The 13,276-nt window shown below is 71.7% G+C and carries 13 protein-coding genes; 10 read left to right on the forward strand and 3 right to left on the reverse strand.

The genetic code is table 11. The annotated features are described in order from the left end of the window. Window positions 1-30: 30 nt before the first annotated feature. Both BP68_RS07440 and BP68_RS07445 read right to left on the reverse strand, forming a co-directional pair. Window positions 31-927, reverse strand: a complete 897-nt coding sequence (locus tag BP68_RS07440) for a putative selenate ABC transporter substrate-binding protein (protein WP_496370206.1) — start codon at window positions 925-927, stop codon at window positions 31-33. Window positions 928-1,056: 129 nt separating this feature from the next. Beyond that, the gene (locus tag BP68_RS07445) at window positions 1,057-2,190 is read right to left on the reverse strand and encodes an ABC transporter substrate-binding protein (RefSeq protein ID WP_496370208.1); all 1,134 of its coding nucleotides are present in this window, start codon (window positions 2,188-2,190) and stop codon (window positions 1,057-1,059) included. Between the two features lie 482 nt (window positions 2,191-2,672). Between BP68_RS07445 and BP68_RS07450 the strand changes: the two genes are divergently transcribed. From BP68_RS07450 to BP68_RS07480, 7 genes are all read left to right on the forward strand, one after another. Further along, complete coding sequence (locus BP68_RS07450) at window positions 2,673-3,464, forward strand: SDR family oxidoreductase (protein WP_496370210.1); 792 nt, start codon at window positions 2,673-2,675, stop codon at window positions 3,462-3,464. Between the two features lie 82 nt (window positions 3,465-3,546). Further along, window positions 3,547-3,954, forward strand: a complete 408-nt coding sequence (locus BP68_RS07455; protein WP_496370397.1) for a PaaI family thioesterase — start codon at window positions 3,547-3,549, stop codon at window positions 3,952-3,954. Between the two features lie 90 nt (window positions 3,955-4,044). Further along, window positions 4,045-5,061 (forward strand): NADP-dependent oxidoreductase, encoded by a 1,017-nt coding sequence (locus BP68_RS07460; protein ID WP_496370212.1) that lies wholly within the window; start codon window positions 4,045-4,047, stop codon window positions 5,059-5,061. A 9-nt stretch (window positions 5,062-5,070) separates the two neighbouring features. Further along, window positions 5,071-5,529 (forward strand): GNAT family N-acetyltransferase, encoded by a 459-nt coding sequence (locus BP68_RS07465; RefSeq protein ID WP_496370214.1) that lies wholly within the window; start codon window positions 5,071-5,073, stop codon window positions 5,527-5,529. Window positions 5,530-5,591: 62 nt separating this feature from the next. Further along, the gene (locus tag BP68_RS07470; RefSeq protein ID WP_496370216.1) at window positions 5,592-6,533 is read left to right on the forward strand and encodes a glutathione S-transferase family protein; all 942 of its coding nucleotides are present in this window, start codon (window positions 5,592-5,594) and stop codon (window positions 6,531-6,533) included. 60 nt (window positions 6,534-6,593) lie between these two features. Further along, complete coding sequence (locus BP68_RS07475; RefSeq protein WP_496370218.1) at window positions 6,594-7,499, forward strand: SDR family oxidoreductase; 906 nt, start codon at window positions 6,594-6,596, stop codon at window positions 7,497-7,499. A 228-nt stretch (window positions 7,500-7,727) separates the two neighbouring features. Next, window positions 7,728-8,300, forward strand: coding sequence for a methylated-DNA--[protein]-cysteine S-methyltransferase (locus BP68_RS07480; RefSeq protein WP_496370220.1), 573 nt, complete (start codon window positions 7,728-7,730; stop codon window positions 8,298-8,300). Here BP68_RS07480 and BP68_RS07485 read toward each other — a convergent pair whose 3' ends face one another. Beyond that, window positions 8,301-8,942: an Lcl C-terminal domain-containing protein gene (locus BP68_RS07485; RefSeq protein WP_496370222.1), complete on the reverse strand. Its 642-nt coding sequence runs from the start codon at window positions 8,940-8,942 to the stop codon at window positions 8,301-8,303. Between the two features lie 186 nt (window positions 8,943-9,128). On the opposite strand from BP68_RS07485, the gene BP68_RS07490 reads away from it, so the two are divergent. The 3 genes from BP68_RS07490 to BP68_RS07500 are packed head-to-tail and all read left to right on the forward strand — an operon-like array spanning window position 9,129 to window position 13,269. Further along, window positions 9,129-10,343: a multidrug effflux MFS transporter gene (locus BP68_RS07490; protein WP_496370224.1), complete on the forward strand. Its 1,215-nt coding sequence runs from the start codon at window positions 9,129-9,131 to the stop codon at window positions 10,341-10,343. Between the two features lie 14 nt (window positions 10,344-10,357). After that, window positions 10,358-11,779 (forward strand): MFS transporter, encoded by a 1,422-nt coding sequence (locus BP68_RS07495; protein ID WP_496370399.1) that lies wholly within the window; start codon window positions 10,358-10,360, stop codon window positions 11,777-11,779. Beyond that, complete coding sequence (locus BP68_RS07500; protein WP_496370226.1) at window positions 11,776-13,269, forward strand: cryptochrome/photolyase family protein; 1,494 nt, start codon at window positions 11,776-11,778, stop codon at window positions 13,267-13,269. Before BP68_RS07495 ends, BP68_RS07500 begins: the two co-directional genes overlap by 4 nt. The last annotated feature ends 7 nt before the right edge of the window (window positions 13,270-13,276 follow it).

Raw genomic sequence — 13,276 nt, forward strand, 5'->3', positions numbered from 1 at the left:
TGAACGCGCGGGCGGGCCGCGCGGGGCCGCTTACTTCAGCAGGCCGGCGGTCTTGGCCGCTTCCTGGATGCCGTCGTAGTTCTCGGGCTTGGTCTCGATGAAGCGCGTGGCGCGCTGCAGGTCCAGGATGGCCTTGTGCTCGGGCCTGGATGCGTCCAGCGCCAGGAAGGCAGCCTTGATCTTCTGCACCACGGCGGGGTCGAGGTCGCCGCGCACCGTCCAGTTGTAGTCGAAGTAGGGCGGCGTGGTGGCGAACACGCGCACCTTGGCCGGGTCCACCTTCTTGGTCTCGACCAGCTTGTCCCACACCGAGGCGTTGAGCACGCCGGCCTCGGCCTTGCCCGCGGCCACGAAGGCCACGGTGGCGTCGTGCGCGCCGGAGTAGGCGACGGTCTTGAAGTCCTTCTCGGGCTGGAGGCCGGCCTGCTGCAGGAAGAAGCGCGGCATCAGGCTGCCCGAGGTGGACGAGGGCGCGCCGAAGGCGAAGGTCTTGCCCTTGAGGTCGGCCAGGCTCTGGATGGCCGGGTCGGCCGTGATGAAGCGCGAGGTGAAGCGCGCGTCTTCCTCGCGCTGCACCAGCGGAATGGCCGTGCCGTTCGTGCGGATGCGCGCCTGCACGTAGGTGAAGCCGCCCAGCCAGGCCAGGTCCAGCTTGCGCGTGGCCAGCGACTCGACCACGGCCGCGTAGTCCGAAACGGGCGTGAACACCACCTTCATGCCGGTGGCTTGCGACAGGTATTCGCCCAGCGGCTTGAACTTGCGCTGCAGCTCGGTGGGCGCCTCGTCGGGAATGGCGGATACGCGCAGCACCGCCGGTTCCGCCGCGAGGGCGGGGGTGGACAACAGGGGGGAGAGGCTGGCGACAGCGGCGGCGGCTGCGGCCATGCGGCGCAGCGCCGCACGGCGTGCGGTCGTTGGATGGTTCATGGATGGACGGGGTTCGGTGAATCGACTGCGCTGCCGCGGTGGCCCGTGGCGTGGTGTGCGCAGGAAGCGATTGTGACGCAACCCCGGGCGCCAGGCGCCGGGCCCGCGCGTGGCGGGCCGCCTGGCGCGTCAGCGCCGGAAGAGGCCTTGCGCGTCGATGATGGACAGTTCCACGTAGCTCAGGCCCGTGCGGTCGCCGGGGCCGAAGCCCAGTTCCAGCCCGCCCAGGTCGAAGTGGTTCATGCCCCCCAGCGCGGCGACGATCCGGTCGCGCGTGGGTTTTGGACCGGCGCGGCGCAGGCCCTCCACCAGCACCTTGGCGGCGGTGAAGCCTTCCATCACCGAGGGCGACAGCGTCACGCCGCCCTTGGCCTTGGCCAGGGCGGCGGCCTCGCGGTTGACGGCATATCCCATGGAGCGCACGCTGGGAAACACCTGCGTCACGATCACGCCGCGCACCGAATCGCCCAACTGCTTGACGAAGCCCGAGGAGGCGTTGTTGGACACGGTCACCACCTGCATGGACGAGCCGGCCTTGCGCAGCGCCTTCACGCCGTCGCTCACGGCGACGCTGGAGCCGATCCAGATGACGGCCTGGGCCTGGGACTGCAGCAGCTGCGGAATGATGGCGGCGTAGTCGGGCTTGGAGCGGTTGGCCTTGATCACCGCGACCGGCTGGCTGCCCACGTTGGCGAAGCCCTTGGCGGCGCCGGCCATGCAGTCCTCGCCGAAGCTGTCGTCCACATGCACCACGGCGATGCGTTCGATCATGATGGTGTGCAGGTGCTCGACGGCCTTCTCGGTCTCCGCCTGGTAGCTGGAGCGCACGTTGAAGACCAGCGGGTTGACCGGCTTGTGGAAGGCCATGGCGCCGGTGGACGGCGCCACCAGCGCAACGCCGTGCTTGGCCAGGTGCGGCAGGATGGCCTCGGTGTGCGGTGTGGCGCGGCTCATGAACAGCGCGGCCACGTTGTCCTCCTCGATCAGGCGGCGGGCGTTCTCGCCGGCCAGCTTGGGTTCGAACTTGTCGTCCAGCGTGATCAGCTGGATGCGCTCGCCATGCACGCCGCCCTTGGCGTTGACATGGTCCAGATAGAGGTGCACGCCGACCAGCGTCTCCCCCACGCTGGCGGCCACTGGGCCGCTGACGGCCGTGGTCTGCCCGATCAGGATGTCGGCCGAGGCGCCGCCGGTCAGCAGGGCGCCTGCCAGCAGGCAGGCGGTGCGCCAGGCGCGGGTGCGCCCATGTGGTCTCAGGTTCATGGTGTCTCCATATGCTCGCATGGCCTCCGCGGTGGCGGAAGGGTTGAGAGTCTGCATGTCGTGGCGGCCGGCTTGGCCACCACGGCCATGGCCACGTATTGTTACCTTACCGTGAATCGTGTCACCCGGGGATGCCCCCGTGGCGGCAGGGGGTCAGGCGGGCGCGCCGTCGTCCGTGCCCGCGGGCCAGGGGGCGTCGCCGTACAGTTGCTCGGCGGCAATGCCGGTGTCCAGCTGCACGGCCTGGCGCAGCAGGGCGGTATCGGTGGGCATGGGACTCCTGAAACATGAGCGCCCAGCGCCCGATGGGCGGGCTGCGCGCGCCGATTTTCCTTGGGGTGCAAAGACCTGCTGCGAATCACGCAGGTGACACGCGAACCGCCGCCGGCTCGCCACAATAGCCGCCACAGTCCTGTCCCCTGCCCAGGGCCGCACGCGGCGGCGCGGGGCGGGTGCGCCACTCAACTTTGGGAGACCCATTCATGGCCCGCACCGTGCAACAACTCTTCGACCTGACGGGCAAGACCGCCCTCGTCACCGGCGGCTCGCGCGGCCTGGGCCTGCAGATGGCGCATGCGCTGGGCGAGGCGGGCGCGCGCGTCATGCTCAGCTCGCGCAAGGCCGAGGACCTGGAGCAGGCCTGCGCCCAGCTGCAGGCCGCCGGCATCGACGCGCGCTGGGTCGCCGCCGACTGCGCCAGGGAGGAAGACATCCACCGCCTGGCCAGCGAGACGCTGCAGCGCATGGGCGACGTGGACATCCTCATCAACAACGCCGGCGCCAGCTGGGGCGCGCCGGCCGAGGACCACCCCGCGGCCGCCTGGGACAAGGTGATGAACCTGAACGTGCGCGGCTACTTCCTGCTGTCGCAGGCGATCGGCAAGCACAGCATGATCCCGCGGCGCAGCGGCCGCATCATCAACGTGGCCTCCATCGCCGGGCTGGCGGGCAACCCCGTGGAGATGAAGACGATCGCCTACAACACCTCCAAGGGCGCGGTGATCAACTTCACGCGCGCGCTGGCCTGCGAGTGGGGCGTGTACGGCATCGGCGTGAACGCGATCTGCCCGGGCTTCTTCAAGACCAAGATGGCCACCGTGCTCATCGAGACCCTGGGCGAGGAGAAGATGGCCGCGCACGCGCCGCTGCGCCGCCTGGGCGACGACGAGGACCTCAAGGGCGTCACGCTGCTGTACGCCAGCGAGGCCGGCAAGCACATCACCGGCCAGTGGCTGGCGGTGGACGGCGGAGTGAGCGCGGTGATCGGAGGGTGATGCGCGCCGGCGGGCGTGCGGCGGCGGCGATGGGACTATCCTTGCGCTCCTGTTGTTTTGAACTATGAGTCAGGAGATTTCCGTGCTGGATTTTGGTGCCGACATTCCCTTCGTCACAGAGCTGGGCTTCACCCTGCACCACATGCAGGGCGGGGCGTCGGAGCTGCGCTACGAGGCGCGGCAGGAGCACTTGAACTCCTTCGGCGTGACGCATGGCGGCGCCACCATGACGCTGCTGGACGTGACGCTGGCCACCGCCGCGCGCAGCGACACGCCCGACATGGGCGTGGTCACCATCGAGATGAAGACCACCTTCATGCGCCCGGCGCGCGGCCCGCTGGTGGCCAAGGGGCGGCTGATCGACCGCACCCGCTCCATGGCCTTCACCGAGGGCTGGGTGTACGACGCCGAGGGCCGCGTGTGCAGCCATGCCACGGGCACCTTCAAGTACGTTCCCAGGGCGGTGCCCGGCGACGTGGCCACCGACTGAATTTGAATGAAAAGTGGCAGCAGCGCTTACCAGTCAAGCGCTGGCAGCTATCAAAAGCAGAGTGACTGGATTCACAGGAGCGATGACGCCATGCCAAGCAATCAACAAATCCTGCTCGACAACCGCCCGCAGGGCGAGGCCACGGCGGGCAACTTCCGCCTGGTGACCACCGACACGCCGGCGCTGCAAGGCGGCCAGGTGCTGGTGCGCCACCATTACCTCAGCCTGGACCCCTACATGCGCGGGCGCATGAACGACAGCAAGAGCTACGCCGCCAGCCAGCCGCTGGGCGAGGTGATGCTCGGCGGCACCGTGGGCGAGGTGGTGGAAAGCCGCCACGCCCGGTTCGCCGTGGGCGACAAGGTGGTGGGCATGGGTGGCTGGCAGGAATACAGCGTGGTCGACGGCGATGCGCCCGGCCTGCTGCGCAAGGTGGACACCACGCATGTGCCGCTGTCGCACTACCTGGGCGCCGTGGGCATGCCCGGCGTGACGGCCTGGTACGGCCTGGTGAAGATCATCGCGCCCAAGGCCGGCGAGACCCTGGTGGTGAGCGCCGCCAGCGGCGCCGTGGGCAGCGCCTTCGGCGCGCTGGCCAAGGCGCGCGGCTGCCGCGTGGTGGGCATTGCCGGCGGGCCGGACAAGTGCCGCTATGTGACCGAGGAGCTGGGCTTCGACGCCTGCATCGACCACCGCGCGCACGGCGACCTCAAGGCCATGTCCCAGGCCCTCAAGGCGGCCTGCCCCGACGGCATCGACGGCCACTTCGAGAACGTGGGCGGCTACATCCTCGACGCCGTGCTGCTGCGCGCCAACGCCTTCGCCCGCGTGGCCGTGTGCGGCATGATCGCCGGCTACGACGGCCAGCCGCTGCCGCTGCAGAATCCGGCGCTCATCCTCATCAACCGCATGAAGCTCCAGGGCTTCATCGTCAGCGAACACATGGAGGTCTGGCCCGAGGCGCTCCAGGAGCTGGGCGGCCTGGTCGCCAGCGGCAAGCTGCGCCCGCGCGAGAGCGTGGCCCAGGGCCTGGCCGCCGCGCCCGAGGCCTTCCTGGGCCTGCTCAAGGGCAGGAACTTCGGCAAGCAGCTGGTCAAGCTGGTCTGAGAGGCGCACATGCGGTGGACCTGGGCGCGCTTCGATGACCTGGGCGTGCACGCGCTGCACGACGCCCTGGCCCTGCGCTGCCGCGTCTTCATCCTGGAGCAGGGGCCCTACCAGGACCCCGACGACGCCGACAAGCAGGCCTGGCACCTGCTGGGCCGCGCCGAGGCGGGCGGCCCGCTGCTGGCTACGCTGCGCGTGGTGGACCCGGGCGTGAAGTACGCCGAGCCCTCCATCGGCCGCGTGGTCTGCGCCCCCGAGGCGCGCGGCGCCGGCCTGGGCCGGGCGCTGGTGGCCGAGGGCCTGGCGCGCTGCCAGGGCGCGTGGCCGGGGCAGGGCGTGCGCATCAGCGCGCAGGCGCACCTGCAGCGCTTGTACGGCGGGCTGGGGTTTGCTACGGTGTCCGCCGAATACCTGGAAGACGACATCCCCCATGTCGAAATGCTCTGGAGCCCGCCGCCGCGGGGCTGAGGGCCGGCGGGCGCCGGCCAGGGCATGAGGCTCCGTCCCACCACCGCACCAGGCGCCGCACCATGACCGCATTGATCCTGCACCACTACCCGGCATCGCCCTTCGCCCACAAGGCGCGCTGCGTGCTCGGCTTCAAGCGGCTGGCCTGGAAGTCGGTCGTCGTGCCGCGCCTCATGCCCCGGCCCGACGTGGTGGCCCTCACCGGCGGCTACCGGCGCATGCCCTTCCTGCAGATCGGGGCCGACATTTACTGCGACACGGCGCTGATCTGCGACGTGCTGGAGCACCAGCAGCCCGCGCCTGCGCTGTACCCGCCGCACTTGCGGGGGCTGTCACGCGTGTTCGCCGAGTGGGCGGACACCACGCTGTTCGCCGCCGCCATGGCCTACAACCTGCAGCCGCGCGCGGCCGAGGCGCTGTTTGCCAACTTCCCCGCGGGCGCGGCCCAGGCCTTCGGCGACGAGCGCGGCGCCACGGGCACGGCCCGCACGCATCCGCAGGACGCCGCGGCCGCCTACCGTTCCTACCTGCGGCGCATCGCCAACATGGTGGAGGAGCATGACTTCCTCTTCGGCACCGAGCCCTGCGTGGCCGACTTCGCGGCCTACCACCCGCTGTGGTTCACGCGCCAGTGCGTGCCGGTGATGGCCGACATTCTTTCGGCCACCCCGGCGGTGCTGGAGTGGATGGACCGCATGGCCGCGCTGGGCCAGGGCCGCGCGGAGAAGTTCAGCGCCGAGGACGCGATCATCGTCGCCGCGGGCGCCGAGCCCCAGCCGCTGCCGCCGCAGGACTTCCAGGACGAGCACGGCATTGCCCTGGGCAGCCGGGTCAGCATTGCCGCCGAGGGCCTGGGCGCCGAGTTCACCGAACCCACCGAGGGCCGGCTGATCGCCGCCACGCGCACGCGCTACACCCTGGCGCGCACCGATGCCCGCGCGGGCGAGCTGCATGTGCACTTTCCGCGCATCGGCTATGTGCTGCGCAGCGCCGGGGCGGGCTGAGCCCGCCGCGGCCACGGCGATTCCACGACAGAACCACAACACCTTTCAGGAGACATTGGCATGATCGACCACTTCGCCGGCAAGACCGCCGTGCTCACGGGCGCAGGCTCGGGCTTTGGACTGGAATGCGCGCGCATCGGCGCCCGCCTGGGCATGAACCTGGTGCTGGTGGACGTGCAGCAGGACGCGCTGGACGCCGCCGCGGCCGAGATGGCCGCCGCCGGCGCCCCGGTGCTCGCCCGGCGCGTGGACGTGTCCAGCGCCGCGCAGATGGAGCAGCTGGCGCGTGAGGTGCAGCAGCGCTTTGGCGCGCCGCACCTGGTCTTCAACAACGCCGGCGTGGGCGCGGCCGGGCTGGTGTGGGAGAGCAGCGCGCGCGACTGGGAATGGGTGCTGGGCGTGAACCTCATGGGCGTGGCGCACGGTGTGCGCCTGTTCACGCCCATGATGCTGGAGGCCGCGCGCCAGGACCCGGCCTGGCGCGGCCACATCGTCAACACCGCCAGCATGGCGGGCCTGCTGGCGCCGCCCAACATGGGCATCTACAACGTCAGCAAGCATGCCGTGGTGGCGCTGAGCGAGACGCTCCACCAGGACCTGGCCCTGGTCACCGACCAGGTGGGCGCCAGCGTACTGTGCCCGTACTTCGTGCCCACGGGCATCGGCCACAGCGAGCGCAACCGCCCGCAGGCCCTGGCCGACGAGGCACCCACCCAGAGCCAGCTCATCGGCCAGGCCATGATGGCCAAGGCCGTCACGGGCGGCAAGGTCACGGCGGCCGAGGTGGCGCAGCTGGTCTTCGACGCCGTGGCCGCGGGGCAGTTCTACATCTACAGCCACCCGCACGCCCTGGGCTCCGTGCGCACGCGCATGGAGGACGTGCTGCAGGCCCGCAACCCCACCGACCCGTTCGCCGACAAGCCCCAGGTGGGGGCCCAACTGCGCGCGGCGCTGCGTGCGGCTTGAAATGAGGCACCCCCTGAGCGGCTGCGCCGCTTCCCCCTGCTCTCGCAGCGCTGCGCGCTGCGGGCAGGGGGACGCAGCCCTCGCTGCGGGGCGGCCCTTGCTCGGCTGCCCTGGCTTGGGGCGCGCCAGTTCATGGGGCGCGGCTCGCCCAGCACACGGTGAGAATCGAGATGGTTTTGGGATAAAAGTGCTTGAAACGCAAAGCAGTCAAGCGCAAGCAGCTATTGAATGAATAGCAATCGACCACTCGCTACCGGCCTGCTGCTGTTTCCCACGGCGCTGGGCGCTTGCGGCCTGGCCTGGGGCGAGGCGGGTATTCTGGCCGTGCAACTGCCCGAGCCCGACGCGGCCGGCACGCGCGCGCGCCTGCTGCGCAGCCTGGGCGCGGTGGCGCCCGGCGCCGGGCAGGCACCGCCGCCCGAGGCGGTGCGCCAGGCCGTGGAGGGCATCCAGGCGTTGATGGAAGGCGCGCCGCGCGACCTGTGCGAGCTGGTGCTGGACATGCGCGGCCTGCCCGCGTTCCAGCAGCGCGTGTACGCCCTGGCCCGCGCCATCGCGCCGGGCCGCACGCGTACCTATGGCGAGATGGCCGAGGAACTGGGCGGCAAGGGCTTGGCGCGCGCCGTGGGCCAGGCGCTGGGGGCCAACCCGTTCGCGCCCGTCGTGCCCTGCCACCGGGTGCTGGCGGCCGGTGGGCGGCCCGGCGGGTTTTCCGCGTCGGGTGGCGCTCTGACCAAGCTGCGCATGCTGGCCATCGAGGGCGCGCCGGTGGGCGGCAGCGCGCCGCTGTTCGATTTCTGATCAGGGAGCCGGCCGCACCAGCCGCACCGGCAGGCGCGTGCCGCGGCCCACGTCGCCGCGGGCCTGGCCGCTGGCCATGTCCACGGCCCAGCCCTGCTGCACCGACAGATTGCTCTCGCCCGCGCCGCCGCGCGTCACGTTGCCGTAGGCATAGGGGTTGACGGCGCTGGCGTTGACGCTGGCCGTGCCCGTCCAGTGCCACTCCAGCGGGGCGGCGGGGAACAGCCGCGTGTCCATCGACGGCGGCTGCACGCTGCGGTTCACCAGGCGGCGCAGCTCATTCACGCGCGGCAGGCGCCAGCGCACACCCTCGTCCTTCCAGCGCTGGCGCACCAGGGCCTGCGCCTCGCCATAGGTGAACAGCTGCGGCAAGCCGGTGCAGCCGCTGCCGGTCCAGCGCATGCCCTCCACGCAGCGCGGCCAGGCCAGGCGGGCGCGCGGGTCGATCACCAGCGTGCCGTCGGGCGAGACCTGGAGCGCGGGCAGCGGCGCCTGGGCAGGGCGCGTCGCGGCGGGCGCGTCCTCGGCGTCGGCATCGGTGTCGTCGTCGCCGGCGGCATGGGCGGGCAGCGTCAGGGTGCACAGCAGCAGCGCCGCGAGCAGCGGGCGAGGCCTGGCCTGGGGCGTTGGGGTGGTTCGCATGGCGGTTCCGGAAAACGGGGGTGTCGAAGGGCGGGCGCATGGCCATCATGCGCTGTGCGCATTGTCGGCCGGGCGCGGGGGCGCAATGGCGCGATGAGCGGCGCGCGATGGCCGCTATTGCCGGCATGCCGCGCCGCGCAGGCCCCACGCCAGCGCATGGCGGCGCTTGCCGCGACAATCCGGCGCATGGCTTTTTCCCCCTTTTTCCGCATGGCCCTGGTCCTGGGCCTGTTGTCGGCCATCGGCCCCTTCGCGATCGACATGTACCTGCCGGCGCTGCCCGCCATCGGCGCCAGCCTGCAGGCCGACGCCAGCGCGGTGCAGTGGAGCCTGACGGCGTTCTTCCTGGCCCTGGCGGTGGGCCAGCTGGCCTATGGGCCGCTGTCGGACATGTGGGGACGCAAGGCGCCGCTGTATGCCGGGCTGGGCCTGTTCACGGTGGCCAGCGTGGGCTGCGCGCTGGCCACGGACATCGAGGCACTGGTGGCCCTGCGCTTCGTGCAGGGGCTGGGCGCGGCGGCGGGTATGGTGATTCCGCGCGCCGTGGTGCGCGACCTGCACACGGGCACCGAGGCGGCGCGGCTCATGTCCCTGCTCATGCTGGTGTTCAGCGTGTCGCCGCTGCTGGCGCCGCTGGTGGGCAGCGGCGTGATCGCCGTGGTGGGCTGGCGCGGCGTGTTCTGGCTGGTGGCGCTGGCCGCGGTGGCCGGCCTGGTGCTGGTGCAGCGCGCCCTGCGCGAGACGCGCCCGGCCGAGCAGCGGCTCGACAGCGGGTGGGGCAGCGCGTTCACGGGCTATCTGGCGCTGCTGCGCGACTGGCATTACCTGGGGCTGGTGGGCATTGGCGGCTGCGCCATGGCGGGGTTCTTCGTCTACCTGGCGGGCTCGCCCTTCGTGCTGATCAACCACTACGGCCTGTCGCCGGTGGAGTACAGCGTGGCCTTCTCTGTGAACGCCGCCGCCTTCTTCGCCAGCGCGCAGATGACGGCGCGGCTGGGGCGGCGCTTCGGGCTGGTGCCCGTGGTCAAGGTGGCGGTGACCGGCGCGGGCGCCGTCATGGTGGCCCTGCTGGCGCACTACCTGCTGGGCGGCGACCGGCTCGCGGTGCTGCTGGTGCTGTACTTCCTGGCCAGCGCCCTGATGGGGCTGGTGATTCCGACCACCTCGGTGCTGGCGCTGGAGGAGCATGGCGCGATCGCGGGCACCGCATCGGCCCTGATGGGCACGCTGCACATGCTCATCGGGACGGTGGCCATGGCCGTGGCGGGGCATTTCGCCACCGGCCATCCGCTGCCCATGGTGATCGGCATGGCGGCCGGCGCGCTGCTGGGCATGCTGCTCACCTGGGTCACGCTGGGCGCCGCCGGTGCGCGGCGCGTGCTGGCGCAAGAGCAGCCATGAGGGACGGCGGTCCCATGCAGGCCGGGACGGAGCCCGTGCCGCATGCAGAGCCCGCTTTGGCGCAGCCCGACGGCCTGCCGCCGGCGCAGCGCAGGCGGGCCATGCTGGTCATCATCCTGGGGCTGACGCTGGCCGTGCTCGACAGCAGCCTGGTCAACCTGGCGCTGCCCGACATCGCGCGCCAGCTGCAGTCCGGCGCGGCGCAGACGGTATGGGTGGTCAACGCCTACCAGCTCGCCACGCTGATCGTGCTGCTGCCCCTGGCGGCGCTGGGTGAGCGCGTGGGCTACCGGCGCGTGTACCTGGTGGGCATGGCGCTGTTTTCCCTGGCATCGGTGGGGGCCATGCTGGCTGCGTCGATGCCGACGCTGATCGCCGCGCGGGCGCTGCAGGGGCTGGGAGCGGCCGGCGTGATGGCCGTGAACGCGGCCCTGGTGCGCCTGATCTACCCGCGCGCGCAGCTGGGCCAGGGCATGGCCGTGAATTCGCTGGTGGTGGCCACCGCGTCCATGGCCGGGCCGTCGGTGGCGGCGGCCGTTCTGTCGGTGGCCTCGTGGCCGTGGCTGTTCGCCATGAACCTGCCGCTGGGCCTGGGCATCTGGTGGCTGGGCCGGCGCGCGCTGCCGGCCAATCCTCCGTCGCCGCGCGATGCGCCGCGCTTTTCCGCCATCGACGTGCTGCTCAACGGCGCCATGTTCACGCTGCTGTTCCTGGGGGGCTCGCAGCTCGGCGTGCACGGCGCGGCGCAGGGCGCGGGCACGGCCTCGGGCTGGCTGCTGCTGGCCGCCGGCGTGGCCGTGGGGGCCGTGTTCCTGCGGCGCCAGCGGGGCCTGGCAGCGCCGCTGTTTCCGGTGGATCTGCTGCGCATTCCGGTGTTCGCCCTGTCCATGGGCTCGTCCGTGGGTGCGTTCTGCGCGCAGATGCTCGGCTTTCTGTGCCTGCCCTTCCTGCTGCTGGAGGCCCAGGGCCGCAGCCACCTGGAGGCCGGCCTGCTCATCACCGCCTGGCCGCTGGCCACGGCGGTGGTGGCGCCGCTGGCGGGACGGCTGATCGGCCGCTACCCGGACGGGCTGCTGGGCGGCATCGGCATGGCGGTGTTCGCGGCGGGCCTGCTGGCGCTGGGCCTGCTGCCGGCGCAGCCGGCCGACTGGGACGTGGCCTGGCGCATGGCGCTGTGCGGCGCGGGCTTTGCGCTGTTCCAGTCGCCCAACAACCACACCATCGTCACCTCGGCGCCGCTGCACCGCAGCGGCGCGGCCAGCGGCATGCTGGGCACGGCCCGCCTCACCGGCCAGACGCTGGGGGCCGTGGCCCTGGCGGCCATCTTTGCGCTGCGGCCGGGGCATGACGGCAGCGCCGAATCGCTGGCGCTGCTGGTGGCCGCGGGCTGCGCGGCGGTGGCGGGGGTGTGCAGTTCTCTGAGGGTGAAGACATGACGGATACCGCAACGGCAGGCGGCGCCTGCGCCCTGGTGTGGCTGCGGCGCGACCTGCGCTGCGACGACCATGCCGCGCTGTACCACGCGCTGCGCCGCTACGAGCGCGTGTACTGCGCCTTCGTCTTCGACACCGACATCCTCGACGCGCTGCCCAGCCGCAGCGACCGGCGCGTGGAGTTCATCCATGCCAGCGTGCAGGCGCTGGACCAGGATCTGCGTGCGCTGGCCCAGCGCAGCGGCGCCACCGGGGGCGGGCTGATCGTGCGCCACGGCCCCGCGCCGCAGTGCATCGTGCAGCTGGCGCGCAGCCTGGGCGTGCGGGAGGTGCTGGCCAACCGCGACTACGAGCCCGAGGCCATCGCCCGCGACCGGCGCGTGGCCGAGGCGCTGCGCGCAGCCGGCATCGCCTTCAGCGACTACAAGGACCAGGTGCTGCTGGAGCAGGGCGAGGTGCTGACCCAGCAGGGCCAGCCCTACAGCGTGTTCACGCCCTACAAGCGCGCCTGGCTGCAAAGGCTGGACGCCTTCCAGCTCACGCCCTACCCGGTGGAGCGCTACGCCAAGCACCTGGCGCCGCCGCCGGCCGGCGAGGCGCTGCCCGCGCTGCCCGCGCTGGCCGATCTGGGGTTTGAGGCCACCAACCTGCGGCAACTGGCCCTGCCCACCGGCATGGCGGGTGCGCGGCAACTGCTGCAGGACTTTGTGCCGCGCATGGCGGCCTACCACGAGGCGCGGGACTTTCCGGGCCGCAAGGGCGTGTCCTACCTGTCGGTGCACCTGCGCTTTGGCACCGTGTCCATTCGCCAGCTGGCTGCCCTGGCCGCGCAGCAGGCGGCGCAGGGCTGCGAGGGCGCCCAGACCTGGCTGTCCGAGCTGGCCTGGCGCGACTTTTATTTCATGATCCTGTGGCACCACCCGCAGGTGGTCACGCAGTCCTTCCGCCCCGAGTACGACCGCGTGCAGTGGGACGAGGCCCCGGAGCTGTGGCAGGCCTGGTGCGAGGCCCGTACCGGCTACCCGCTGGTCGACGCGGCCCTGCGCCAGCTGCTGCAGACCGGCTACATGCACAACCGCCTGCGCATGGTGGTGGCCAGCTTTCTGACCAAGGACCTGGGCATCGACTGGCGCCGGGGCGAGCGCTTCTTTGCCCGGCACCTGAACGACTACGACCTGGCCGCCAACAACGGCGGCTGGCAGTGGGCGGCATCGACCGGCTGCGACGCCCAGCCGTGGTTTCGCATCTTCAACCCGGTGACGCAATCGCAGAAGTTCGACCCCGACGGCAAGTTCATCCGCCGCTACCTGCCCGAGCTGGCCCAGGTGCCCGACCGGCATATTCACTTTCCCGCCGCCATGAAGCCGCTGGAGCTGCAGGCCTGCGGCCTGCGCCTGGGGCAGGACTACCCGCTGCCCGTGGTGGACCATGCCCGTGCGCGCGAGCGCACGCTGATGCGCTTTCACTTCCTGCGCGCCAAGGAGGGCGGGTAGGCCGCGT

The organism is Diaphorobacter oryzae DSM 22780, from assembly GCF_059568935.1.